This is a genomic window from Mucilaginibacter terrigena (genome assembly GCF_004168255.1).
In the GTDB taxonomy this organism is placed as follows: domain Bacteria; phylum Bacteroidota; class Bacteroidia; order Sphingobacteriales; family Sphingobacteriaceae; genus Mucilaginibacter; species Mucilaginibacter terrigena.
In genome coordinates, this window is sequence record NZ_SEWG01000007.1 from 78,698 (window position 1) to 104,476 (window position 25,779).

Annotated in this window: 20 protein-coding genes; 3 read left to right on the forward strand and 17 right to left on the reverse strand. The window is 45.0% G+C overall.

From position 1 onward, the window contains the following. Positions 1-25 precede the first annotated feature (25 nt). From EWM62_RS16450 to EWM62_RS16495, 12 genes are all read right to left on the reverse strand, one after another. On the reverse strand, positions 26-3,121 hold the full coding sequence (locus tag EWM62_RS16450; protein WP_129877771.1) for a SusC/RagA family TonB-linked outer membrane protein: 3,096 nt from the start codon (positions 3,119-3,121) through the stop codon (positions 26-28). Positions 3,122-3,209: 88 nt separating this feature from the next. Further along, a complete protein-coding gene (locus EWM62_RS16455; RefSeq protein ID WP_129877772.1) occupies positions 3,210-4,214 on the reverse strand; it encodes a DUF4961 domain-containing protein in 1,005 nt (334 codons plus the stop codon). Positions 4,215-4,235: 21 nt separating this feature from the next. Beyond that, the gene (locus EWM62_RS16460; RefSeq protein WP_129877773.1) at positions 4,236-4,673 is read right to left on the reverse strand and encodes a DUF5004 domain-containing protein; all 438 of its coding nucleotides are present in this window, start codon (positions 4,671-4,673) and stop codon (positions 4,236-4,238) included. A gap of 18 nt (positions 4,674-4,691) precedes the next feature. Next, a complete protein-coding gene (locus EWM62_RS19495) occupies positions 4,692-5,507 on the reverse strand; it encodes a RagB/SusD family nutrient uptake outer membrane protein (protein WP_203235067.1) in 816 nt (271 codons plus the stop codon). Beyond that, the gene (locus EWM62_RS19500) at positions 5,486-6,442 is read right to left on the reverse strand and encodes a RagB/SusD family nutrient uptake outer membrane protein (protein ID WP_203235068.1); all 957 of its coding nucleotides are present in this window, start codon (positions 6,440-6,442) and stop codon (positions 5,486-5,488) included. Before EWM62_RS19500 ends, EWM62_RS19495 begins: the two co-directional genes overlap by 22 nt. A 294-nt stretch (positions 6,443-6,736) precedes the next feature. Beyond that, complete coding sequence (locus EWM62_RS16470; RefSeq protein WP_238989375.1) at positions 6,737-7,579, reverse strand: alpha/beta hydrolase; 843 nt, start codon at positions 7,577-7,579, stop codon at positions 6,737-6,739. Beyond that, positions 7,579-8,388, reverse strand: coding sequence for a hypothetical protein (locus EWM62_RS19505; protein ID WP_203235069.1), 810 nt, complete (start codon positions 8,386-8,388; stop codon positions 7,579-7,581). The genes EWM62_RS16470 and EWM62_RS19505 overlap by 1 nt, the downstream gene beginning before the upstream one ends. Positions 8,389-8,450: 62 nt before the next feature. Continuing rightward, positions 8,451-8,963 (reverse strand): GDSL-type esterase/lipase family protein, encoded by a 513-nt coding sequence (locus EWM62_RS19510; RefSeq protein WP_203235070.1) that lies wholly within the window; start codon positions 8,961-8,963, stop codon positions 8,451-8,453. A 6-nt stretch (positions 8,964-8,969) separates the two neighbouring features. Beyond that, positions 8,970-11,294: a GH92 family glycosyl hydrolase gene (locus EWM62_RS16480; protein WP_129877774.1), complete on the reverse strand. Its 2,325-nt coding sequence runs from the start codon at positions 11,292-11,294 to the stop codon at positions 8,970-8,972. 202 nt (positions 11,295-11,496) lie between these two features. After that, positions 11,497-14,073, reverse strand: coding sequence for a glycoside hydrolase family 38 C-terminal domain-containing protein (locus EWM62_RS16485; protein ID WP_129877775.1), 2,577 nt, complete (start codon positions 14,071-14,073; stop codon positions 11,497-11,499). A gap of 5 nt (positions 14,074-14,078) precedes the next feature. Beyond that, positions 14,079-15,467, reverse strand: coding sequence for an SGNH/GDSL hydrolase family protein (locus EWM62_RS16490; protein ID WP_129877776.1), 1,389 nt, complete (start codon positions 15,465-15,467; stop codon positions 14,079-14,081). Positions 15,468-16,017: 550 nt separating this feature from the next. Beyond that, entirely contained in the window at positions 16,018-17,355 is a 1,338-nt protein-coding gene (locus tag EWM62_RS16495; protein ID WP_162499860.1) for an APC family permease, read from the reverse strand. 273 nt (positions 17,356-17,628) lie between these two features. Here EWM62_RS16495 and EWM62_RS16500 point away from each other — a divergent pair, with 273 nt between their 5' ends. Continuing rightward, a complete protein-coding gene (locus EWM62_RS16500) occupies positions 17,629-17,877 on the forward strand; it encodes a hypothetical protein (RefSeq protein ID WP_129877778.1) in 249 nt (82 codons plus the stop codon). A gap of 26 nt (positions 17,878-17,903) precedes the next feature. Next, entirely contained in the window at positions 17,904-18,707 is an 804-nt protein-coding gene (locus EWM62_RS16505; protein WP_129877779.1) for a tRNA pseudouridine synthase A, read from the forward strand. Between the two features lie 79 nt (positions 18,708-18,786). On the opposite strand, the gene EWM62_RS16510 is transcribed toward EWM62_RS16505, so the two are convergent. Together EWM62_RS16510 and EWM62_RS16515 are read right to left on the reverse strand one after the other, a co-directional pair. Then, positions 18,787-19,590 carry a glycoside hydrolase family 16 protein gene (locus tag EWM62_RS16510; RefSeq protein WP_129877780.1) on the reverse strand — a complete coding sequence of 268 codons (804 nt, stop codon included), beginning with the start codon at positions 19,588-19,590 and terminating at the stop codon, positions 18,787-18,789. Between the two features lie 312 nt (positions 19,591-19,902). Continuing rightward, the gene (locus EWM62_RS16515) at positions 19,903-21,663 is read right to left on the reverse strand and encodes a fasciclin domain-containing protein (protein ID WP_129877781.1); all 1,761 of its coding nucleotides are present in this window, start codon (positions 21,661-21,663) and stop codon (positions 19,903-19,905) included. Between the two features lie 193 nt (positions 21,664-21,856). On the opposite strand from EWM62_RS16515, the gene EWM62_RS16520 reads away from it, so the two are divergent. Further along, positions 21,857-23,227 (forward strand): APC family permease, encoded by a 1,371-nt coding sequence (locus EWM62_RS16520; RefSeq protein ID WP_129877782.1) that lies wholly within the window; start codon positions 21,857-21,859, stop codon positions 23,225-23,227. Here the strand turns inward: EWM62_RS16520 and EWM62_RS16525 are convergent. From EWM62_RS16525 to EWM62_RS16535, 3 genes are all read right to left on the reverse strand, one after another. After that, positions 23,184-24,026: an amidohydrolase family protein gene (locus tag EWM62_RS16525; protein ID WP_129877783.1), complete on the reverse strand. Its 843-nt coding sequence runs from the start codon at positions 24,024-24,026 to the stop codon at positions 23,184-23,186. The two genes, EWM62_RS16520 and EWM62_RS16525, sit on opposite strands and share 44 nt — an antisense overlap. Next, positions 24,013-24,870, reverse strand: coding sequence for a fumarylacetoacetate hydrolase family protein (locus tag EWM62_RS16530; protein ID WP_129877784.1), 858 nt, complete (start codon positions 24,868-24,870; stop codon positions 24,013-24,015). Before EWM62_RS16530 ends, EWM62_RS16525 begins: the two co-directional genes overlap by 14 nt. A 119-nt stretch (positions 24,871-24,989) precedes the next feature. Beyond that, positions 24,990-25,754 (reverse strand): SDR family NAD(P)-dependent oxidoreductase, encoded by a 765-nt coding sequence (locus tag EWM62_RS16535; protein WP_129877785.1) that lies wholly within the window; start codon positions 25,752-25,754, stop codon positions 24,990-24,992. Positions 25,755-25,779 lie beyond the last annotated feature (25 nt).

Below are 25,779 nucleotides of genomic sequence, written 5' to 3' on the forward strand. Positions count from 1 at the left end.
CTCGTATTTTTATAATGGCCAAAGTTTAAAGCTTAACGGTAACACCAACGTTTACTACCCTTTGTATGGGGTAAGCCCCATTGCTTACCTCGGGGTCTATCCCTTTGTAACCATAAAAGGTTACCAGGTTTTCGCCGTTTGCAAATACCCTTACTCCCGATAATCTTAATGTTCTTATCCACTGGTAAGGCAGGTTATATCCTACCTCGGCATTTTTCAGCCTGATGTAATCGCCGGAGCGTAAGTAAAGTGTAGAGTTGGCTGTATTATTGGCATTGCCCAGCGATAAGCGCGGAAGCGTAGCCGTGGCCGCTGTTTCGGGCGTCCACCTGCCGGTTAGGCCGTCATAGCCCTGGCCTGCGTAGGTAAGGCCCAAAAAGCCGATGCCTGCAAAGCTGTTACTCATGGCGTTATTGAACATAAACTCCCTGTTTTTTAACCCCTGGATGATCATGCTGAAGCTGAAGCCCTTGTAATTAAAGCCCAGCGATGTGCCGTAGTATAGTAGCGGTTTTTCGTTTCCGAGAGAGGAAATATCAAATTGGTTGATCACGCCATCGTTGTTCAAATCTTTGTACTTTACATCGCCCGCTTTAGCAGTATAACCTGTTATAGTCGGGCTGCTTGCCGCCTCTTCTGCGTCTTTAAAGAAACCTAATGCGGTATAGCCGTAAACAGCGCCGGTTGACCTGCCCGTGCGGCGCAGCCACGGATATGGCGACGGCGTTTCATCGCTGTAAATGCTTTTAGATGATTGCAGCGATGCATTACCTGATATAAAGTAATTAAAATCGCCAACGTTGTTTTGGTATGTTACCGTAAGCTCTTCGCCCTGGTTAAGTACTATACCAATATTTTCGACAGAGTACGGTGCACCTAACAATAAGCTGTTACGGCCACGTACCTGTAACAGATCTTTATACCTGTCGTGATAATAATCAAAGGTTAATTTAAGATGATTGTTAAACAGGCCTATATCTGCTCCTACATCAATCTTATCGGCTTTTTCCCAACTAATGAATGGGTTGGCTAACTGGTCGGCGTAAACGCCTTGGACATCGCCGCGCACAACACCTGTGCTGTATTGATACCCGTTTGGCGAGCTGTAAGTTTGAACAAAGTTATAGTAGCCTACGTTATCTACGTTGGCGTTACCGGTACGGCCGTAAGTAGCGCGCCACTTCCATGATGAGATCCAGCTAAAATTATCTTTAACAAAATCTTCTTTACCCATTTGCCAGCCTATACCGCCCGCGTAAAACAAACCAAATTGCTTGCCCGGCGGGTACCTGTTGTAGCCGCTGCGGTTTACCGCGCCTTCTATAAAGTATTTTCCATCATAATTATACCCGGCTTTAAAAGCCTCGTTTGTGGTTACGCTTGTTAAATCGAAGTTGAGGTTTACCGAACGGGTATCGTATAACACCATACCTGTAACATTATGCTTGCCAAATTGCCTGTCGTAATTAACGGATAGCTGCGCGAACGAATAGCGGGCGTTTGATATGCTGGTAAAATTATTTATCTGCGCTATGGGCGAGCCGACACTGGCATAACTGCTATCGGGCTTTAATAAAAACGAGTTGTTTTGTAACGATCTGTTAAGCAACCCCTGCGATGACAGCGCCATATTACCTTTAGCCTTACCCGAAAGGCCCGGTGTAATACTGCTCATATCATAGGTTAGATCTAAGTTGGCCAATACATCGTTACTGCTTGTGCGCTGGTAACCAGAAAATTGTGTTTGCGATAAAAGGTTGTTGGTAAATGTTGTTGTACCACCAAAAGAGCCATCGAGGTTTGTGGCGGGATAAGCATTGTTTGGTGTCGAATATATGCCGCTAAGGATATTTCCGTATCCCGCGCCAGGTTGAGTACCCGACTGGATACGCCCAAACAATTGCAGATCTACAATGAATTTTTTGGTAACATTAACCGTTACGTTTGAATTGATAATGTACCGGTTAAGGTTGTTATTGGTATTGTATGGCACCGATGATGCTGTTTTAAACATCCCATCCTGGTTAAGGTAATTTAACGATACGTTATACCGGGCTATTTCCGAGCCGCCGCTCACATTTAGTTTATAACTGGCCATGGGCGAATTTTTACGCAATAAGGTATTGTACCAGTTAACATCCGGGTGGCGCGATGGGTCGGAATGATCGCGGTAGGCATTAAAATCCGCGGCGCTGTAAATGGGCAGCTTACCATCATTTTGTAAAGCCTCGTTATACAGGTAAGCGTATTGATAGGCCGGCAAAGGCGATGGCAACCCAAGCGGCGATTGCAAGCCTGTTTGCGCGGTAAACGAAATGCGGGGTGTACCTGCCAGCGCACGCTTGGTGGTAATTAATAAAACACCCCTGGAGCTGTTTACACCTAATAAAATATTTGAAAGCCCATCCTTTAACACCGATACCGATTCAATACTCTCCGGATCAAGCGATGCTATTTCGCGCTGTACACCATCTATAATGGTAATTGGCACCTGTCCGCGCAGCGATAATCCAAATTCGGTATTATCATTGGGCGAATAGTTGTTGTGCGCTACAACATTCCCTATAAAATCGGCGTGGGTTTGCGCGGTAGTTTGCGGTGTTGCAAAACCACTGTACTGAAATGTATTTAAGCCTGCAAGCTGCCCCGGCAGGGCGTAGGTATATAGTGTTGCGGGCGTAGTAGTAAGCTGGTTAGTATAAACGGTTGATATAGCGCCCAGGTTTTTGCTTACATCGGCAGTACCGTATAGCACATCAATTTTAGATGGCGCTTTAATGTAGGTATCAATAAGCCTAACCGTTATTTCCTGGTTACCTTTTACTTTTACCTGTTGCACATTATAATTTGGATACTTAAACACCAGTATTGTGTTGATAGCGGCGTTGATTTCAAAACGGCCGTACATATCGGTACTGGCAGTATCTGATGTCCCCTTAACCGCCACCTTTACACCTTTTAAAGGCTTGGCATATTCATCAAGTACGACACCACCGGCCATGCCGGGGCGGGCATTAATTTTCGCGGTGGTATCCTGCTGCATGGCGTGGCTGCTTGTGCCCACAGCCAGCATCAGTATCACCAAAGCCGTAAAATATTTATTTAAGTAGCATTTAGCCATTGTGTAAAGTTTAAATTGTTGGCAAAAAATAAAATATCGTTTTAGCAGGGTTGCATTAATTGCTTATCCCCCGGTTTATTAAAGCTTATCATCCGCACTTAAATGTATATACAAACGGCTCCAGGGTGTTCCCATACCCTACTTTGGTTGTACCCGCTTTATCGGTTACGAAGTACTCCATCTTAGTAATCGTTTGCGCATCGGTGGTATTAAAAAATGCCTTAGGCCAAAAAGTTAACCGGTACCGCTTACTTGTGGGTGATGTTTGCACCAGTTTTGTTTTATCAGTTTGCTCGCATACGGCTATGGTTTTGCCGTCGCTGGTGTAGGCTGTTGCACACAAGTACAGCTCGTTTTTGCCACTAAGCGGGGTATCTGCAACATTACCATCAAAAGTGAGGGTTACAAAATCGTTATCTAAAGATTTAGGAGGGTCGACAATAGTAAGCTGCGGGTTACAAAAGTCTACCAGATCGCCGCTGCCGCCTGTAACTTCAAAACATGTTTTTGACATTACAACACTATAATAAGTACCATTACTATCGCTGGTGAAGCCATTACCGCTATCGGTAATTACATAGCCCAGTTTTACAAGTGTGTTATTGTTATCGGCACCAACTTTTAAGTTTATCAATATATCGCCGGTAAAAGTGTTACCGTTGTGAGTGTATGATTTTTCTGACTGGTAGGCAACCCACTCCATATCATCAATAAGGTTAGCACCAATACCAAAGGTTTTTTTCATGTACGCAGGCCAGGTTAGCCCGCCGCCGTTTTTTGGCAGGGTAGCATCAGTTAAAAGCGTCATTACGCCGCCGCCCAATGCCTCGCTGTTGTAAGTAATTTTAGCGTTTTGCGCGGTTTTCCAACCCTTTGGCACCAAAAAACCAAATATCAGGTAATCCGGCCCGCCATTACCTGCGGTGGGTATATTGATATGCACCGTAATGGGTACTGTTGAACCTACAGTGGCGGCGGCCGGCTGGTCTACGCCGGTAATTTCTTCGCCGCAGCAGGCCAGCATAATACCCAATATAAGACAGGTACATGCCCTCCATAATTTTTTACCTTTTATATGTAAATTTGATCTCATAATCTGTTTTTTGATATTGGCTTAATTAACTCTTTGCAGTACGTACACGTAAGAATTATTGGAGCAGCCCGGGCTAAAAGTGAGGCTGAGCTGCCTTTTGCCGTTTACTATAGGATATGTAAATGCTGTTGACACTGCCGTACCGCCTGTTGCTGTAAATGTAATTTTATAAGGGTACTGCGGGTCGTCGAGGGTAAACACCCCATCCTGGTTCACTATAAAAGGCAGCTTGTTGGTAAGCTTATAACCAGTGCCGTCAAAGCTTATCCTAAACTGGGTAAAATCTACCAGCGCGGCCAGGTCTGTACCGTTACGGGTTGCTGATATTACCTGCCAGCTTCCGCTCACATCCTTCAACGCTTCCTGTTGCGGCAATACCTTTTCTGTTTTGCACGATGCCGCCATTAAAACTACCATCAGCAGCAGCAGCACATGTTTTATGTTATAATTCTTTTTCATTCAATTATTTTGTGAATATTAATAACCGGGGTTTTGGATCAGTTCGGGCGATTTGGCCACTTCGCTTTGCGGTATAGGCCACAAGTACATTGCCGTACGGAAATTACGTTTACGCACATTAAAAATTTTGTAGGTAGCCGCGTTTCCGTTACGGGTGATCTCCATCCCCTTTGTTTGTATGTTATCGGTTTGCTCGGCTATTTTCCAGCGGCGCACATCCCAAAAACGGTGTTCTTCAAACGCAAGTTCGATACGGCGCTCGTTTTGTATGGCTAAACGCATTTGTTCCTGGTTTAAACCGGTGGGCAACTGATATGGAGACAAACCGGCCCTTTGCCTGATAGCTTCTACCGCCGCATACACATCTCCCGAAGGCCCATTGTACTCATTAGCGGCTTCTGCATAATCAAGCAGTATTTCGGCATAGCGTATCAAAGGCAGCACCCTGTTGGTACGGTGCTGAAAATCCTGCGATACCGCATTAGGCGAAAGCATTTTGTTGGTGTAATACCCGGTAGATGTACCTATGTATACAGCATCGGGCCCGGTTGATACACCTTTGTAAGTACCCTGGTAAATATTAATAGGAGAAAACCCCGAAACCAGCCTGTTTTGCAGGGGAGTTTGATCGCGGATGACGGTAAAATCCAAACGCGGGTCGCGATCGGTGTAGGGGTCTTGCGGATTGTATCCTGAGGTGGGGTCGGTAATAGCCTTTCCATTTTTCATTGGGAAAGCATCAACCAGTCCCTGTAAAGGGAAAGCCCCGTTTTTACCAGTGCGCGATGGCGGCTGGAATAATTCTTCCAGATCTACATTATTTGTAGGGCGCATCTGTTCAAATATATACTCGCTATTATACCGCTTGGTAAAAGAACCTGAAAACCAATGCCGGGGGTAGAATTATCTACATTTAAACTAAATGCACCCAGGCTTATAACAGCCTCTGCAGCATCCTGCGCCAGCTTCCACCTTTCTTTGTTATAGGCCGGGTAACCTAAAAGCGCATCATTTTTTGTGCCGGTAAGCGATTGCCCATTAAATAAGGGGCTTGCAGCATACAAAAGCACCCTTGCTTTAAGTGCCAGGCAAGCGCCTTTTGATGCCCGGCCATAATCTACCCCGCTTTGCGCGTTTGGCAGGTCCTGTGCCGCCGCATCACATTCAGATATGATATAGTTTACGCACTCTTCGTATGTATTACGGGTAGCAGGGATCTTATCGGTGTAGTTATAGATGCTATCGCCCACTAAATGCACACCGCCATAATGTTTAAGTAAAATGGCATAATACCAGGCCCTTAAAAAGCGCGCTTCGGCCTTCATCTGTGTTTTTACAAAATTATTAATGGGTACGTTAGGCAGGTTTTTTAAAAGCTGGTTAACCGACCTGATATTGGTATACGATTTTTTATAGGCATCATCAGTAACAACCGCAGCGTTAATGGTACCGGTTTCCCAGGCTAACGCGGTAGACCCACCCGAATTATACACTTCGGCCTCATCTGAGGAAGCATCTAACCCGCCGTTAGGTGTTTGATGAAAAACATCGGGCCCATAGGTAAACCGCTTTGCCGAAGCACTAAACCCAACATTTTCATAAATGCCGGCCAAAAATCTTACAGTATTGGTACTATCCTTAAAAACAGTTTCCTCTGTTAGGTTTGATGTAGTGGTCTGGCTCAGGAAACCTTCCTTTTTACATGATGCGAAAATAAACAGCATCATGAAAAATGAATAAGCAGTAAACTGAAAGTAAATTTTTTTCATACTATAGGGTTATAATAATAAAAGGCATTAAGCTTGGCGTATTATATTAAGCATCAAAAAATCGTTTTAGCATTTTAATAAAACGCACTATCCCGATCTTCACTTTGGCTTAAATAATTGGTTTATAATTATTGGTGTATAATTTCAATGCTAATATAAGTTGTAAAAACGATTTAGCAAACTTTTTTTGAACATTTTTTTTCTTTTGATAAATCATACTCATAACTGCAACGGTTTATCATTTTAATAAGTTTTATAGCAGAGATGCCCCATATTTACAAAAGGTGCATCCATTTACTTTGCATTGCTAAAGTACCTGCTAAAAAACAGCGCCTGATAGTTTATAGCGTTGCCCCAGTACTCCCATGAGTGCGCTCCCGGCCGCACCGTATAATCGTGAGGAATCTTTCGCTGCAGTAACTTTTCGTGCAATTCCTGGTTGCCGCTGTACATGCCATCATCATAACCACAATCAAACGTAAGGGCCAAAGTGTTAGGTTTAAGCAGGTAAACTAAGCTAACAACACAATGTTGTTCCCATATATCCGGGTGTTCGCTGTATTTGCCTAATACCTGCTCAATGCCATAGCTATCAGGAAACTGGCGTATATCCAATACCCCGCTCATGCTGCCCGCAGCCCCAAAAATGTCCTGGTGCTTAAAGGCCAGGAAAAGCGCACCATGCCCGCCCATGCTCAGGCCTGTGATGGCCCTGCCTTTTCGGTTAGTAATAGTAGCATAATGTTTATCAATATAATTTACCAGTTCGGTAGCCACATACGTTTCGTACATCCATTCTTTATTCATAGGGCTATCAAAATACCAGCCTGCAAAGTTGCCATCGGGGCAAACTATCAACATGTGATAGGTATCTGCCAGTTTAGTAATGGCAGGTATCTTTTTTATCCAGTCGCTATAGTTGCCGCTAAAACCATGCAACAGGTACATAACCGGATATTTTTTTGTTACAGAATAATCCGCGGGTTTTATAACTACCGCTTTTATATCCTTGCTCATAGCGACGCTGTGTGTAAGCGCCGTATCAACCGTGGCCGCGTTTGCTTTAAGCCAAAACGAAGTTGCAAAAGCGAGGAATAGCGTGACGATCTTTTTGGTGTTCATATTATCAGGCAGCATTATTTTGAAGCAATAATCTCTATACGGTGGGTTTGAGGTTTATTTATGGCGTAGATCTGGTTGGTTAATACGTTCATTTCCTTTTGCCATGCATCGCGCAGACTTTTGTAACGGGCGCGGCTGTAGTTGTCCTTGTTGCCATTCACAAAAATGTTTTTTGCAGCGTGTAGCTTAACCGAATCCATAGCGGCATTGTTGTCTTTAAATAACATGCCTTTATCCTTTAAAAAGTCGTATTCCATCCACATGTAATTGCGCAGGCGGCGTTCAATTTCCCACCGCTCTTCGTTAAGCTCGCGGACCTGGATAGCTTGCTGATATTGCGGTGTAGTAGAGATCCCGGCAAGGTTAATGCCCTTTGCAAATTCCGCTGCTGACCAACTGCCCATCTTCTCACCATCGATCAAAAGGTCATATTGCCCGTTTGAAAGGCTTTTTACAGTCAGCATTTCCCTGTTAAACTCGTCGGTAAAAGGGATCAGTTTCAACGCGTCTGATTGTTTTTTGCTGTTGCCCCATCCGCGCGGAATAGTATCAAGCGGATACGGCAGCGATTTAGCCAGATAGTTAAATGATAACAATTTAGCAGTAGATACCACATTTAAAACAGAACAGTTTACAGCCTTTGCCACAGTTTTATTAGCCGCATTGATATTTACATCGGCCACAACTTTATTGCCCAGCCCTTGTGCCTTCAGGAAGAGGTAAGCCATTACCAGGTGCCCGTTATTATCGGGGTGGATGCGGTCTCCGGGGGTTAAGCTAAACGTACTATCTGTTAACTGTTCACGTTTATTAGTGGCATCCATCGGGTGAAAAAAATCAACAAAGCCCCACCCGTTTTTCTTTGCTGATTCTTGCTGATGGTCTATCACTTTTGCAAGCGCTTCGCTCTTATGCGGGTAAATATTTTTTTGGTGAATTTTGTTGTCTCATCATACGGCGAACCACCTATCAATATCTTACGGATCTCGGTATGTTTTTTTAGTTTATCTTCTAAAGCAGCATAGGTTTTGTAGCTGTTTACCAGTCGCTTATCTATAAAATCCTGTGCATCGGGGCGGTACCACTCAAAGTAACCGGTATCATTCATACCCCAGGTAAGGGTTAAAACAGTGGGTTTACGGGCCAGCGCGTCGGCATCAATACGGTAAGCTATCTGGTTAATATCGTCGCCACCAATGCCTACGTTGTAACAAGTAATACGCTGATTGGGGAAATGCGTCATATAATACAGCCATATGTACGAATGGTAATGGCCGCCATCGGTAATGCTATTGCCCACAAAGGCGATCCTGTCGCCTGCTTTAAAGGGCGCTATATTCTGGGCGTTAACCCCAGCACTTAAACCGATACCAATAAGTAATGAATAGAGTTTCTTCATGTAATTTTAGTTTGTACCCCAGTTTTTATTGGGTTGGGCGCCCATGGTAAGTTCCAGTATGCCACCTGCGGCTATATCTTTATAATCAAGGTAACAATTGTTGTATGCGCGGCCATTTAGTTTTGCGCTTTGGATATAAATATTTGCTGGGGAGTTGTTTTTAGCAATAATGGTAAAAGATTGCCCTTTGGCGTATTTTGGATCGAGCTTTAAGGTTACTTTATCAAACACCGGGCTGGTGATCTCCTGGCGGGTATCTCCGGGACAAACGGGGTGCAATCCCGTGGCTGCCAGCACGTACCAGGCCGACATTTGTCCAACATCCTCGTTACCTACCAGGCCTTCAACCGAATTTTTGTAGGCCCTGCGGCAGATCTCGCGCGTCCATTTTTGGGTAAGCCAGGGCTGGCCAAGGCGATTATACAGGAAAGGAACATGGTGCACCGGCTCGTTGGCGTGATTGTAATAATCGTTCCACATCATGTTATCGGGTGTTTTGGCAAACAGATTGTTCAGGTCGGCAATTACTTTTTCTTTACCCCCCATCAATTGTACCATGCCATCCACGTCCTGCGGTACAAACCAGCCTTGCTGATAAGGGTTGGTTTCAAATGTGCCGTACCATTGTGTCATCCTGCCCGAATCCGGCCAGGCAACCCAATTACCGCTCTCGTCTTTGGGCCGGAACCACCCTTTATCCTTATCAAAAATATTTTTGTATGACATGCTGCGGGCGGTATACTTTTGCTCATCAGCCGGGTGTATTAACCATTTGGCCAGCTGCGCTACGCACCACTCGTTATAGGCGTACTCCAGCGTTTGGGCGATGCCTATAGAACCGGGCGCATAGCCTTTATCGCCATTACCAAATTTTTCTACCGAGCCTACCGAAAGTGCGTAAGCTTTATTTACATCATAATTGCGGATGCCTTTGGCGTAGGCATCGGCCAAAACCGATGTCATGGGGTTGCCCAGCATGCATCCGCTGTAAGCGTTCAATAGCTCCCAGCGTTCAAAATAATTCTTCTGTTTTTGATCGGCCAGTGTCACCATCGAGTTCACGAGGTCGTTCACCAGTGATGGGTTAATAATGGTTTGCAAAGGCATCTGGCTGCGGAATACATCCCATCCGCTAAAAATAGTACGCTTTTTAAACGCCGTGTTATAGTGTGATTCTCCATCTCCGCCGGGGTATTTGCCATCAACATCGCTGATGATGCGCGGGTCTATCATGGTGTGGTAAAGCGCGGTATAGAATACCTTTTTCTGATCGGTGGTGCCGCCCTTGATGCTCACTTTAGACAAAGCCTTATCCCACAGCGCAACAGCGCGACGGTGGGCGGCATCAAAATCCCAATCCTTAATTTCGGCAAGCAGGTTGTTTTTTGCGCCCGCTATACTGACAAAAGAAATGCCCGATTTCATTAATACCTGCTCGTTGGCCTTAGTGGCAAACTGGGTATAAAAGCCCAGGTGTTTTCCTTGTTTCTCTTTTATTCCTTTTAAGATAGCGGCATCAGCTACCTTTTCCTGATATTTATCGCTTCCTACTTCTTCACGTTTGCGTGCCCACCCGTCGGGGATATCGGCACTCCAGACCCCGTAGTCTTTTAACGGCTTACTAAATTTCGCGTAAAAATAAACCATATAATCGGCATGCCCATCGCCATTGCCCCAGCCGCCGCCATCTGGCGTACATTTCATCCAACCCTCGATGGTGTAGCTATCTACCACCTTTATATATTGCAAGGTAGATGTGCCCCCCACCCTGCGGGCCAGGTCTATCTGGATACGTGATAACTTATTTTGAGGGAAAGTAAAGCGCAGCATACCGCTATGCGCGGCGGCGGTCATTTCTGCCTTAACGTTGTAATCTGTCAGCAACGCGCTGTAATACCCGGCAGATGCTTTTTCGCTTTGTTTGGAGTATTGCGAGCGGTAACCGCCTTCGGGTTGCGCGATGGTGCCGGCTTTGGTTTTAAGTTTGCCGGTGGTAGGCATCACCAGGAAATTACCCAGATCGCCGTACCAGCCAATGCCGCTCATTTGGGTAAAGGCAAAACCTTCGATGCTGGTTTGCTCGTAGCTGTAGCCCGAGCCATTGTCGCCGCCGGTAATGGTATTGGGGCTTACCTGTACCATACCATAAGGTGTGGTTGCCCCCGGGAAGGTTTTGCCAAGGCCATGATAAACGCCTGCATTGGCAGTACTGGTACTTGCACCAATAAAAGGATTAACGTACGATGCAAGGTTTTGCGCGCTCAAAATTTGCGCTGTGGCAAAGCCAAGCGCAACGGTGACTGCAAGACGTTTTTTTATATGATAAAACATTTTACGAACGATAATTTTAGCCGGACGTTTGCGAACAACAGCGTCAAATTGATTATTGCTGCTGGCGTGCTCTTATCATATTATAGTATGATAAGGATAATCGGGCATTGATTTTAATTGGTATTAATATGGCCAAATTATATAAGAAAAAACGATTTAGCAAATTTTAGCTAAATTATTTTTCAAAGTCTGCTATTTTGTTTTAAATGCCCCTTGCATTAATAAGCCTAATAGTACGGATGCCAAATTTCGGCATTGCGATGGTAGTTGATATACCACCGCCCTTTAATTTAGTTGACGATAATCTTTTCACGGTTCGGCCATCCAACTCTGCTAAAATAACTTTATCGGCATTGCAATTAAATACAACATTGCTTTTCACACCACCCGCACCGGTATTAAACAGCCTTACCAGCATATCGTTACCCTCAAAATTAATGGCAGAAACCTCATAACCTTCAGGCACCTTAACAAGCGACCGGCCTGGCATAGCGGGCTGCGCAGACATAGCTACGGCTACTAAAGGTTCGTTCCAGTTATTACTTTGCTGCTGTATGCCTGCCTTATCCCATTTACCAGCGTGTGGTATTAAAGCATAGTTGATAGTTGTAGGGCCGGTTATTTTATGGTCCCTGCCCCATAAACCCATACCCGAATATTGGATATCCAGCCCCAAAGGAAAATCCCGCCCATGCGCGTAATTTGTGGTATGGTCGGTAAAAAGCGCCATGCCATATTGGTTATTATTATCGGTAACATCAACCCAGTTTAATATCACGTTGTTTTTTATGCTATCCCAACGGGTAAAAAATGTATTGGTTAGTTTGCTTTCGGTAACATCAAAGGGGGCGTTCTTGTAAACCTTTTCCCCCTGCAGGTTCAGCGGGAAATAAGCCAGCAGTTTATCCCTGTCATTATAAAATGCCTTCACCGGGTTATCCAGCTTATATGTATTTGCCGGCGTTGGCTGCCCGATGCCGGGGTTACCCTTCCAGTTGATATTTACGCCGAGATCGATCCGTGGCTGACCTTGTGCCACGGTTAACATCTGGGTATAATCGCTGCCGTTTATGGTGCCTTTTATTGCCAGCTTAATTTGCAGCGGACCGTTCTCTAACACTTCAACATTAGCCGGGTTATCGGCGGTTGATTTAAAGCCGCCATCGTTGTAAAAGTTACCCCGAAGCTCGTTAAAGCTGCGTGTGTTTTTGGGGTCGACGAACTGTTTGTTATTCAACTTTTTAGCGATAAGACTTTTAATAACACCGCCATGCGCCGGGTCGATAATAATCTTGTACAGATCTGTCTCCAGCAAGTAGCTGCCATCACCCAAAACAGAAACCGATGCGCCTTTTATTGCGGACGACTGATTGGTTTTCAACTGGTAAACCGAGTAACCCATAGCCGGCACCCGTGCCCTAAACAACAATTTTGTTTGATCGGCACTTAAGCGTGCAGGCACTTGTACGCCCTTGCTATCTAAAACAGTAACCGGCTTTGAACCTGTACCTGCGGGAGTTTCGACCGATACAAATTCATCGCGATCAGTTCCTGTGGTATTATAAACGGTAATGTAATTAGCGGCGACAGCTTTTTTATTGATAACAGCTTGCGCGTTGTTTATAATACTATCGCAAATGGCATTCGTATTAATCGTCCATTTGTTCACCTTATCTGCCCAGGTATCGCCATCCTTACCATTGTAAGGCACTATCCAGCAATCGTGATGCTGTGCTAAAAGTAGTGTGCGCCAGGCCGAATCAAGCTGCGCCTGCGGCCATTTAGTACCTGAGTAGATCTTTGCCATAGCAGCCATCTTTTCGGCTATTATCAGTTTATTTTCTGATACCCGCACCCGCTGCGCTATCTGCTGCATTACCTGCGAACCCCAAACCAGGCTCACCAGCATATCTTCCTGCGATACCTTCCAGTTTTGCCGGGCATCGTTTTTGGCTATGTTGCCGAAATAGTTGCGCCAGGTAGTATAAACGCTGGTTATCCCATTTTTTACACCCTTGCCTATAAAAGGCCCATTCTTCCAACCGGCGTCTTGCAGGGTCATACCTACAGGGTGCGCCATACCAGCCGCAAAGGCGGCGTTGATATATTGAGGCGAGTTATTCCAGGCGATTGTTTGCCAGGTAGACCTTGGGGCAAACTTTTCTACCTCGTACCGCGGCGATGCGATGATGGCCGTGCCATCGGGCCCAATCCAATTTACCAGTTGGCCGGCGTGGCCGCGGGCGTAACCGCCCCAGCAAGTGTTTGGATTTTTAAGCGAGGCATATTTAAACCCGAATGACTTAAGGATCTGGGGCAGCGCGCTGGTAAAGCAGGGTTCTTCTGATGAATAGCTACTAAACACAGCCCCGGGGAAATGCCTGCGCACCATCTTCATCCCATAGCTAAACTGCCGGATAATACTCTCGCCCGAGATGTTGTAATTATAGCTTTGCGCGTACTCGGGGTTCACATATTCTATGCGGCCGTTAAGTGATTGGTCCGCAAAAAGGGCTTTGAAATCAGCATAGGCATCAGGGTCTACCGCCATAGCCCTTGCCCAGGTTTCGGGCTCCAGTTCTATGTTGATCTTCCAGTTTGGGTTTTTCTTTAGCAGATCGGCCATGAAGCGGGTATTCCAATCAGGGTAGTGCCCCCAGATGCCGCCATGATAGCCATCTATATAATAGGCGGTTTGCGCCGATGCATACCTACTGTGCAACGTAGTAATAGTAACTATTAAAATAAAAAGGAAGCTTTTGTATAATTTAAAATTCATCAGGTTTAGTTAACTGCGGTGATCTCGAAACGGTGTGGTACGGGTTTATTGATTATATAGAGTTGGTTTATCAGCAGGTCAATTTCCTTTTGCCAGGCATCGCGGACGGCCTTAAAACGGGCCTTTTGATACGTTGGCAGGGTCATCGCCACAAAAAAATCCTTTTTCCCATATTTTTTTAGCGAATCTATGGTAGCATCGCTATCATTAAAAAGCAACCCTTTTGGCTTTAGTACGGAATAGTGCAGCCAATAATATTCGCGCAGGCGGCGTTCTATGGTCCAGCGTTCTTCATTGAGGTGCATTACCGCCATTGCCTGCTGGTACTGTGGTGTTGTGGTTATGGTTGCCAGGTTAATGCCCCGGGCATATTCTTCGGCGCTATAGGTTCCTATTGCTTTCCCATCTATTTTTAACAAGAGTTGTTTAGCATTAAGGCCTTTTACCGTCAAGATCTCCTGGTTAAATTCCTCGTTAAAGGGGATTATTTTCAAGGCCTCTGCCTGCGCTTTTTGCGGCCGCCCGAAACCGCCCGGAATAGTATCCATTGGGTATGGCAGCGCCTTTGCCAGGTAAGTAAAACTGATTTTATCCGCCGCTATAAACGGGTTGGTAATGATACAATTTTGCGACAGCTCTATCTTTTTGCTATCGGCATTTAAAGCAACATCCGCTATCTTTTTCCCGGCCAGCCCCTGGGCTTTCAGAAACAGCCAGGCCATCACCATCTGCGCGTCATTTGTAGGGTGTATGCGGTCGCTGCCCTGCAGCGTAAATGTCGAATCGCGTTGCTGCTCGCGTAAATTGATATCCATCATGGGCGCGCCAAAATCTACATAATCCCAATTGTTGCGTTTAGCCGCCCGCTGCTGTTCGACCGCCACCTGCCGCATAGCTGCATTTTTATTACTGATGTTAATAAACTTAGTTTTCGAAGTTCCGTCATATGGCGACGAGCCTATCATTATCTTTCTTACACCGGGGTGCTGCTTTAGCTTTGCTTCTATCAGCTTAAAACTTTTTAAAGACGCGGCTATTTTTGCCTGGTATGCAGAATCTGCTCTGGCGCCTTTTAAAAGCTGGTAACCTGTATCGTTCATCCCGAAGGTAAGTGTAATCACGGTTGGCTTTTTAGCGAATACGTCGCTATCAAGCCGCTCGTACATTTGTTGGGCCACATCTCCGCCGATACCAGCGTTAAAGATCTGAATACGGCTGTTTGGGAAATGCGTTAAATAATACAGCCATATGTAAGAGTGGTAATGCCCGCCATCGGTGATGCTGTTACCTGTGAACACCACCCTATCGCCGGGTTTAAAGGGTTCAATTGTTTGTGCGTTTAAGTTATCCGCTAAAAAAATAAATAAAAAGAAAGCAAGTAAACTTTGTTTCATGCCGGTAAAGTTATAAAAAGCTAAATTGATTTAGCAAGATTTATAATTTATTTAGAAATCCCCTGTTATTGTTACACAAACGTTAATACATTACCGTACTTGTTTATAGCATAGCTGTACCGGCTTATTATACAATACCTACGCAACGCGAAGACGTAGTAGCAGCGCTGAAGCGTACAGGGATGATTGGCGACGCGGCTTATCCCAACTCCGCATACGGGTATGGGCACTACGCTGGCTATGGTAGGCGCTTACTTATTGGCAGGTGAACTTTCTCGTCACACAGGCACGAAGATGCGTTTGCAGCTTACGAAAAACGGATGCGGCCATGTGTTGAAGACGTTCAAAACCTACCTCCCGGGGTTCCGTGGCTGGCGCATCCAAAATCTAAATTCGGGGTATCGGTAGTTAACACCGTAGCCGGAGTTTTGGCAAGCGGTGTTATTAAAAGATCAGTAATTTATTTACAAGTAAAAATAACGACGTGACGAAAGATAAATAAAACTCCCTGATTTTGACGTTTAGAAGTTACCTATTAAATCAAGGCGGGTTACTTATCTGCAAATAACTGTTTCTGTTTATTATTGTACAATTTCATTAGCAGATATATTACCGATAGTGCCGCGAGCGCTATGCTCATTCCAATTATTTCGGGATTTGTTAAACTGTAAAGCAACCATATAATAGTGACCGTAGCTAAAATTGGGACTGTTAACCCTCCCGGTATGGTGAAGGTTGTTTCGGCCTGTACTGGTTTTTTATATCGCAGTTTAATTGCGGCAAGCACAACGCCAAGGTATATTAAAAGCACAGATGCTGTCGATAAAACCACCAGTTGTTTAAATGCACCGAAAACTGCAAAAATATAGTCTATAGCTGCATATAGTATAATTGCTTTATGCGGGGTTATGTATTTGCTATGTATATCTCCTAAAAATTTGGGGAAAATGCCATCTTTTGCGCCGGCAAACAGTACGCGCGGTATGGCCAATATTGCCCCGCTTAAACTACCCAGCATAGAAACAGCAGCACCCACGGTTATCAGTATAATTCCGGTATAAGCAAACAATCGTTTAGACACTTCTGCAAGTGGTGCATCTTTATATAGCTGTAATTGTGTGCCCAACATACCTTGTGTAATAAGTTGAATGGCGATATATAGCAATAATACAAACGAGAGCCCTGATAAAATACCCAATGGTACTACCCTGGACGGATTTTTAAATTCGCCGCTATTGGCAACCGCGTTTTCGATACCGAGAAAGGCATAGAACAGGATAAGCGTAGCAGAGCCGATATTACCCAGCGTAAATGAACTTGTCCAGTTAAGATTTGCTGCCGAAATATGACTAACTCCAAAAATAACAAGCAGTACAAGCGGAACTATTTTGGCAAGAGTTGCTGCAATTACAAGATTTACGCCGCCCTTTGAGCCGCGGATATTTATCCACGCGAAAACAACCATTAGCAGCAGGAAGAACAAAGGCCTGAAAGTGGTATCTAAAGGCGGATAAAAATAACCAAGTGTTTTTGATAAACCGTTTGCAACTGCAGCATCAGATAAACAACAGCTTAGCCAAAATATATTGTTGGCTAAAAAACCTAACCATGGCCCAAACGCGGCTTCGATATAAGCATATGTTCCGCCGCTGCCTGTAACCTTGGTACCAACTTCGGCGAAACAAAGGGCAATTAAAAAAATCAGCAGCCCACAAATCAAAAAACAGATAATTGCGGCGGCGCCTAAATGTTCGGCCACTATTGCAGGCAATATAAATATCCCCGTACCTATGGTGATATTAATAACAGCACAGGCCAATCCAAATACGCCTATAGTGCGTTTAAGATTTCCTTTAATACTCGTGCCAACTGCCGGGTCGTCTGTCAAACAGTGATTTATAAAATTGTGATAGTCTTAAACGAAGTTAACAAACTGATTGCGAAATGCAAGCTATTTGACAACCTATCAGAAATCGCAACACAGCCTATGTTTGTTGCCCCCCTTGTGTACTGATCTGTTAATAAATACAAACGTTAAACGCAGTTGTAAGCGCTTGCAAATAAATCCAAACACGAATATTAGGACATGAAAATTTGGATAGGTAGTATACAATACCTTACTTGTTTATATTCATATTTGCATTATACTTAATATACTATCATGAAACACGAGGATGTGGTTGCAGCACTAAAGATTATTGCAGAAAAAGGCATGGCTATTAACATCAGCAAGACCGACTTGCAGGATTTACAAAAATATAACCTTATAGATGTTGCCAATGGCGAAGAGAGTAAACGGTCGCCTGCATGTACCCTAACCAAAAAAGGCCGGGTAATGCTTAAAGCAAACCTGCCAAAGCCCGATCCTGCTGATGAGGCGAAGCCTGAAGATGAAGAAATAACCGATTAACCCGCAGCTACATTTATCAAATATCCTTGCGCTACTTTTTCCATATCGGTTACCATGGTACAAATTACAGCGGGTGGCAAATACACCCGGATGGGATAGGCGTACAGCAAGTTTTAGAAAACTGTTTAAGCCAGGTTTTTAAAGTTCCTATCCGGATAGTTGGTTGCGGGCGTACCGATGCGCAGGTACACGCCAGTCAATTCTTTTTTCATGCAGATATAGTTACCCCATGGGATTTCGACCTCCCGTTCAGGCTTAACAATTTACTGCCCGATGATATAGCCGTTTTTGATATTATCCCGATGGATGGCCGGCAGCATGCCCGTTTTGATGCATATGAAAGGGGGTATGATTATTTCATCCATACCTATAAAGACCCTTTTTTAAGCGGTTTTAGTTCGATGTATCCGGTGAAAGATTGGGATACCGGCAGTATGAACCGCGCAGCAGTTTTGTTATTAAAATATAATGATTATCACGCATTCTGCAAAATGCCCGACAGGAACCAGCATACGCTCTGCAACATCAGTGCAGCCAAAATTTTTACAGATACAACCGGCGACCGGTTAAGGTTCCATATTTCGGCAAACCGCTTTTTAGGAAAGATGGTCAGGATCATCGCAGGTAAAATTATTGAGATAGGCACGGGGAAATTAAGCGTTGACGAATTTGAATCGCACCTGGCCGATCCGATGAAAGCGCAGGTTATTAAGCCAGCCTACCCACAGGGCTTATACCTTAGCAAGGTGACCTATCCTTACCTTGATGTTCCCTCACGCAGTCATTTTACACAGATGCTTTCCGGTGAAAATACATGGGTTAAATCTTAAGTAATCCTGTTAAAAAACAAAAGCCGTCTCATATGTAATTATGAAACGGCTTCTTTATTAAGATTTAAGTAAGGGGAAATTAGTTTGCTGTAAATTTAAAGCTGTGTATTACAATTTCTACACCCTGGCCATTTGATGGCGCCAAACCATTAAAACACCATAGGTTTAGCAAAACAGGCATGCTTTTCCCGCTGATGGATGTACCGGGGCTATTAAATGTTTTGGTTAGGAACAAATTGGTATCGCCGCTTTGAAAGCCATATAAGCTTTTGAACACTACGCTGGTGGCTGTACGTTTAAAGCGGTGTGTGGTATAAGTACCGCCCGGCGTAGAAAACTCCTGCGAGTAGCTGGCAGGCGCCGGTGCATCGCCCACTTTAGGAAAAATAGTGTAATTAAGATTTGGCCAGGCGCTGTTACCCCATCGTGCAAACTCAATGTCTATTTCGTCGCGGCCGTCAATGCCCGAGTAATCGAATAAACCCAGCACTATATTCTTATCCAGGTTGGCAATCGGGCCATCTATTTGCCATTGATAGGTACCAAAGCCAAAGCTTTGTGTGCTTGATATTTCGGCGCATTCCCAATGGTTATTAGATGGGTTTTTCGAGATCCTCAAATGCAGCCAACCGTTTGCATCAACCCAAACATTGTTGCCGCTCCAATAATTTGGGCCGGGGCCTTGTGTGCCGGCGGGTGCTTTTACATTCCAGGTGTATCCGCTCCACGATATGGTGGCCTGAGTGCGTAATTTCGAATCGGGAACAGCCGAGGTGGTTGCTTCAGCGGGTTTTGCGCCTTGCGGGGCTATTGTAGCCGTTTTTTCCTTGGTACATGCGGCAGCTAACAGCGCTGCAAATACAATGCAATAGATTTTTTTCATGGTTATAAATGATTTAAATGGTGAATAATTCAATTTATAAGATCAGGAAAGGCAAAACCAGTATCGCTTGCCCCGGCACAATTGTTTATCTATAAGTTTAATGGTTGCTTTTTAGATCAATCTTTATTCACTATTATTAACTTATATATAATACATTTTCTAAACAAGTGTATCAGAGCTGTTACATTTACCAACAGTTTTTAAATTTTTTTTAAATGTATTTATACTTAATACTCAACTTTAAAAAGTTTAGCAAACAAAAAAGCCCCTGCAGGTATCTGCAGGGGCTGATTATAAACTGTAAACTATTATTTATTGAAAAGTAATTTTTCTGATAGTACCTGCATCTGTGCCAACATATAACGCACCTTTGCTGTCTATCGCTATCGTATTTACACCGTTAAATCCGGCTGCTGCACCTATCCCGTCAATGTCAGACCCGGCACCGGCGCCACCGGCAATAGTGGTAACCACACCGCGTGGGTTTATCATACGTATCAGGAACTTTGACGTTCCATAGTCGTTATCACAAACATACAGGTTGCCTTTATTATCAAGCACAATGCCGAATGGGGAACCAAACTGGGCTGCCGTACCTACCCCATCCTTAGCAACATGGGTACTGTTCCCGGCAAGCACTTTTAAACCATTAGAATCTTTTACCCAAACGCGGCCGTTGGTGGCATCCGATACATAGGTTGTTGATCCTGATAGCGCAATACCATATGACGATACATTTGTGATACTTGCTTCGGCAGATAAAAATTCTGTTTTGCTTATTGCAATACTTACATTGCCTGCCGGTGTGATTTTTTGCAGGTTAGCGCCGCTATTGAATATGTATAAATTGTCCTGCGCGTCAAATTTCATAGCAGCTGTATACACTTTAAGATCAGCTTTTACAGGCGCTGTATAATTGGTGCCGGTGCCGGCCCACCATTCGGCCGTTGTTGGGGCCGCGGTGGCTGAACGGAATATTCCGCTAAACCCGCCGGCAATATTTGATTCTGTTGCAAAATAAAGTTGATTTTGACTGTCAACCCCTATGGCCCATAAACTTGTTTTGGGGTTTAAAACAGGGACATTGGTACCATCGCCATTAGGGTTAGGAAATAAGGGCCTGTAATAAGAGATCTGGCCTGCGCTATATTTAGCAAGGCGAGATGCCGGTATATTCCCATTATAATAATTATCTGTCCAGTAAATATTATCCGAGCCATCAATGGTTATACCTTGCACCGGCCCGCCTCCTGTACCTGTAACAGTAGATACATTTGCCTGTTGCACCGTTAAGTTTTGCGGGGCCGATACTGTACGGCCCTGCGTAGTAACTGTTAAAGCCCCTGCCGTTACGCCCTGCGGAACGGTGATCTGGATAGAATCCGGGCCGGCGATATGTATAGTAGCCGTTATATCGTCTATCTTAACAACGTTCTTATCGGCAGTGGCACCTAAGTTGCCGCCATAAATGGTTAACAACCACCCCGGGAAGGTTTTAACATCTGATACGCCTATGATATGCGGAAGCTCGCTGGTGTTAAACAAACCGGCCAGGCTAAATACTACCGCGTTATCGCCGGTAGATAATATGGTTATGTTCAAGTAAACGCCGTTTACATACCATTGGTCGTTTACCTTAGTTAGTAGCAGTTTTTTACCGCTCAGCGCTGTTAGTGTTGTGCCGCTGGTTACTTTGGTGATATCAATTTTTCCTACCACGATATAATCTCTCACCACCGATGAATCGGGCAGATAAACATCTTCAACAGCTGTTGTTTTCTTGCGGCTGGTAGTTTTTAGTGTGTAAGCTTTGTTTGATGGGGCAAAAACGGTTACCCCGGTTTCTACCTCTGCTTGTGTAAGGCCGGCCGATTTAAAATCAAGCGCAAACTGGCTTAAAGTATCTTTGCCTGCAAGCGCCTGCTCAACGTTAGTGGTTACCTGTTCAACGGTTGGCTTTTTAACCGGGTCGGGGCCGGGTTTAACAGGGTCGTTCTTTTTACAGGCTCCTGCGAAAAGGGCAATTAAAATGAGTAGCGAAAAATATTTCCCTACCTGAGATATCTTATTCATGATTAAGTATTTAGTGTTGTCAATTATAATATTAATTAACACGCCAAAACATACCCGAAAACGGGTATATTGAAGATTTATTTGTGTGCCGGTAACTCGTTACAAACCGCTGACCTAATAAATTTTGCCCGTTAAAGGTTAAAACTATTTTTGTACCTGTTAATTGATCATTTCCCCGCTTACAAAAAAATGCATGGCTGAAACTTCCCTGGTACGACGTCTTGGGCTGGCGCAAGCGACCGCGATAAACATGACCGATATGGTGGGTATCGGGCCGTTCATTACTTTGCCTATGGTAATCAGTATGATGAACGGGCCGTGGTTTTTATATGCCTGGCTGGCCGGTGCCGTGCTGTCTTTTATCGATGCCATGGTTTGGAGCGAACTGGGCGCGGCCTTCCCAAGAGCCGGCGGGTCCTACAATTTCCTGAAAGAAACCTATGGCAAAAAGGGGCCGGGCAAACTAATGAGCTTTTTGTTTGTGTGGCAAACCATGATACAGGCGCCGCTGGTGATCGCTTCGGCAGCCATCGGGTTTTCAAAATACTTTTCATACCTGCTGCCTTTAACCCGTACCCAGGAACGGATCATGAGCGGGAGCGTGGTGATCTGTATCATCATACTGCTTTACCGCAAAATAGAATCGATAGGCAAAATAAGCATGGTGCTTTGGGTGGGCGTATTGCTTACCATGATCTGGATAATAGCAGGCGGACTGGCGCATGGCAACTTTCTGTCGCCCATCAAACATATTAACGACGGACTTACCGTTAACTACGCCTTTGTTGCCGCTATCGGTTTTGCCAGCGTAAAAAGCGTTTACAGCTATTTAGGTTACTATAACGTTTGCCATTTAGGTGGCGAGATTATTAACCCATCTAAAAACATACCAAAAAGTATGTTTATCTCAATAGCAGGTATAGCGGTGTTGTATATGCTGATGAATGTGAGCGTTGTTAGCGTTATCCCCTGGCACCAGGCAAAGGACAGCGAGTTTGTGGTGAGTGAATTTATGGAGAAGTTATCCGGGCATGTAGCAGCAAAAATAGTTACCTGTTTAATATTGCTTGTGGCGTTCTCTTCCGTGTTTTCGGCCACGCTGGGTTATAGCCGCATCCCATATGCGGCCGCTGCCGACGGTGCCTTTTTTAAAGTGTTTGCCAAACTGCATCCCACAGGTAATTTCCCTTATATATCGTTGCTGGTTTTGGGTGGGATAGCCTTTGCATTCAGCCTGCTGTTTAAACTCAGCGATGTGATCAGCGCGATACTGGCCATGCGGATCCTGATCCAGTTCATCTCGCAGGCATTAGGCTTATACCTGCTGCGCAGGCGCAAAAGCGAAACCAATTTCCCCTATAAAATGCCGCTGTTCCCTATACCTATATTTTTGGCTATTGCCATGTGGGTAGGCATCCTGGTGTCAACGGGCTTCCATATGGTATTGGGCGGGTTAAGTGCCATTATATTAGGTACAATTGTGTACTTTACCAAAGCGAAGATGAATAAAGAATGGCCGTTTAAGCCGGCTCATCTAACCGGTAAAAATCCACAGCATTCTTAGCCCAAAAAGCTTCCTGCTCGTTTTGGCTTAATTTGCTAATGTAATTTTCAATTACGCTAAGTATGCCCTTATAGCCGCCTGCCACGTTGCATACGGGCCAGTCGGAACCGTACATTACGCGGTTTGCGCCGAATGCGTTGAATACGACATCAAGATAAGGCACAAAATCAGCAGGCTGCCAGTTTGCCCAGTCCGCCTCGGTAACCATGCCCGATATTTTACAGGAAACATTTGTGAACGCGGCCATGGCTTGCATATCTTCTTTCCAGCCGTCAATCCGTTTAGCTTTGATATAGGGTTTGGCCAGATGGTCTATCACCAAGCGCTGTTGAGGGAACGCTGCCACAAACTGCCTGGCATAAGGCAAATGGTTCGGCATGATCAGGATATCGTAGCTAAAACCATATTGACGCAGCAGGCCTATACCGTGCATAAAGTTTGGGTTCAGCATAAATTTTTCATCAGGTTCGCCTTGTAAAATATGGCGGAAACCTTTCATCAACTTTACTGTACTATAGTGCGTTAAACGTTCTTCAATGTTGTCAGCCATAAGGTCGACCCACCCCACAACGCCTTTTATAAAACTGTTTTTCGCGGCAAGTTCAAGCAGGAAATCGTTCTCGGCCTCTGTTTGGTCTACCTGTACCGCTACGCAGCCCTCAATACCGTTTTGCTGTAAAATGGGTTGCAGATCGGCAGGTAAAAAATCCTTTTGGATAGCCTGCATATCATCGTTGATCCAGCCGTGCCTTACCGCATCAAACAACCAAAAATGCTGGTGACTATCAATCTTTCGCATAAGCTTTAAGCACTTGTTTTGCTTCGCCCAGTCCATCAATACCTAACTCAACCACGTCGCCGGGTTTTAAATACAACGGCGGTTTCATGCCCAGGCCAACACCCGCCGGCGTACCTGTCGAGATCACATCGCCCGGCAACAGGGTCATGAACTGGCTGGTGTAAGCTATCAGATAAGGAATGTTAAATATCAGGTTTGATGTGCTGCCATCCTGCACGGTTTTACCGTTTAAAGTTAACCACAGGCGCAGGTTGTGCACGTCGGCTACCTCATCCGTGGTAGCCAAGAAAGGGCCTATGGGCGCAAAGGTATCGCAGCCTTTGCCCTTATCCCAGGTACCATTGCGTTCCAGCTGAAACTCCCTTTCAGATACATCGTTATGCAGGCAGTAGCCGGCCACATGATCCATCGCTTCGCTTTCTTCAATATACGATGCCTTTTTGCCAATCACCACGGCAAGCTCTACTTCCCAATCGGTTTTTACCGAATTTTTAGGGATGACGATATCGTCATTTGGCCCAACAAGCGCGGTGGTAGATTTAAAGAACAGGATAGGCTCTTTTGGCAAAGGCGCGTTGGTTTCTTCGGCATGGTCTTTATAGTTAAGGCCAATACATACAATTTTTGAAGGTCGCGCGAAAGGGCTGCCTAAACGCTCGCCATCGGCGATCTTAGTTAGCTTGCCTTTGTTGGCGTCGACAAACTGCTGCAAACGTTTCAACCCATCCGCTTCAAAAAAAGCTTCGTTATAATCTTCGCCAAAGGCCGATGTATCATATTTCACATCATCAATAATAACACCGGTCTTTTCCTTGCCGGCCGCGCCGTATCGTATTAGTTTCATATTTGTTAGTTCATTGGTTCACTGGTTCACTGGTTCATTAGTTCATTGGGCTTGATGCTTCAGACTACATCTGCACATTTGAAATCTGCACATCCGCACATCTAAAATCTGCACATCTATCAGTTATTTAATTTAATAAAACCGCCATCAATGGGGTAATCGCAGCCTGTGATGAAGCCCGCTTCGTCGCTGCACAGGTATAGGGCCAGTGCGGCTACTTCTTCGGGTTTGCCCATGCGGCCAATGGGCTGGCTTTTTGATAATTTTTCAAATATCTCGTCCTCGCGGCCGGGATAATTTTTGGAGATAAAACCATCCACAAACGGTGTATGCACCCTCGCCGGCGATATGGTATTGCAGCGGATATTATCCGCCAGGTAATCGCGCGCTACCGAAAGGCTCATGGCTATAATAGCACCCTTGCTCATGGAGTAGGCGAACCTATCGGTAATGCCCACCGTAGCCGCTATGGATGCCATGTTGAGGATCACCCCGCCGCCATTAGCCTTCATCACCGGGATAGCTGCATACAGGGCATTGTAAGCGCCTTTAACATTCACATTATATATGCGATCAAGGTCAGCTTCGGTGGTGCCTTCCAGGCTGCCTACGTGTGCTATACCGGCATTGTTCACCAATACATCAACCTTGCCAACCTGCCTAAAAACATCCAGCACCTGCTCCTGTTTGCTTATATCGGCGGTGTAGCCAAAGGCACTGCCCCGGGCGGCTTTTATTTCGTCGATGGTTTGCGCCGCGGCATCCGTATTCAGTTCGATGATGTGCACCGTAGCGCCTTGTTGGGCAAACAGCACCGATATGGCCCTACCTATGCCGCTGCCGCCCCCTGTTATTACTGCGTGTTTATTTTTTAAACTAAACATATATTTAAAATTGAGCTAAAAGCTA

Coding starts and splice junctions, on each gene's coding strand:
- EWM62_RS16450 (WP_129877771.1), bottom strand. CDS start 3,121: ATGGCTAAATGCTACTTAAATAAATATTTTACGGCTTTGGTGATACTG.
- EWM62_RS16455 (WP_129877772.1), bottom strand. CDS start 4,214: ATGAGATCAAATTTACATATAAAAGGTAAAAAATTATGGAGGGCATGT.
- EWM62_RS16460 (WP_129877773.1), bottom strand. CDS start 4,673: ATGAAAAAGAATTATAACATAAAACATGTGCTGCTGCTGCTGATGGTA.
- EWM62_RS19495 (WP_203235067.1), bottom strand. CDS start 5,507: ATGCGCCCTACAAATAATGTAGATCTGGAAGAATTATTCCAGCCGCCA.
- EWM62_RS19500 (WP_203235068.1), bottom strand. CDS start 6,442: ATGAAAAAAATTTACTTTCAGTTTACTGCTTATTCATTTTTCATGATG.
- EWM62_RS16470 (WP_238989375.1), bottom strand. CDS start 7,579: ATGCTGCCTGATAATATGAACACCAAAAAGATCGTCACGCTATTCCTC.
- EWM62_RS19505 (WP_203235069.1), bottom strand. CDS start 8,388: ATGGATGCCACTAATAAACGTGAACAGTTAACAGATAGTACGTTTAGC.
- EWM62_RS19510 (WP_203235070.1), bottom strand. CDS start 8,963: ATGAAGAAACTCTATTCATTACTTATTGGTATCGGTTTAAGTGCTGGG.
- EWM62_RS16480 (WP_129877774.1), bottom strand. CDS start 11,294: ATGTTTTATCATATAAAAAAACGTCTTGCAGTCACCGTTGCGCTTGGC.
- EWM62_RS16485 (WP_129877775.1), bottom strand. CDS start 14,073: ATGAATTTTAAATTATACAAAAGCTTCCTTTTTATTTTAATAGTTACT.
- EWM62_RS16490 (WP_129877776.1), bottom strand. CDS start 15,467: ATGAAACAAAGTTTACTTGCTTTCTTTTTATTTATTTTTTTAGCGGAT.
- EWM62_RS16500 (WP_129877778.1), top strand. CDS start 17,629: ATGAAACACGAGGATGTGGTTGCAGCACTAAAGATTATTGCAGAAAAA.
- EWM62_RS16510 (WP_129877780.1), bottom strand. CDS start 19,590: ATGAAAAAAATCTATTGCATTGTATTTGCAGCGCTGTTAGCTGCCGCA.
- EWM62_RS16515 (WP_129877781.1), bottom strand. CDS start 21,663: ATGAATAAGATATCTCAGGTAGGGAAATATTTTTCGCTACTCATTTTA.
- EWM62_RS16520 (WP_129877782.1), top strand. CDS start 21,857: ATGGCTGAAACTTCCCTGGTACGACGTCTTGGGCTGGCGCAAGCGACC.
- EWM62_RS16525 (WP_129877783.1), bottom strand. CDS start 24,026: ATGCGAAAGATTGATAGTCACCAGCATTTTTGGTTGTTTGATGCGGTA.
- EWM62_RS16530 (WP_129877784.1), bottom strand. CDS start 24,870: ATGAAACTAATACGATACGGCGCGGCCGGCAAGGAAAAGACCGGTGTT.
- EWM62_RS16535 (WP_129877785.1), bottom strand. CDS start 25,754: ATGTTTAGTTTAAAAAATAAACACGCAGTAATAACAGGGGGCGGCAGC.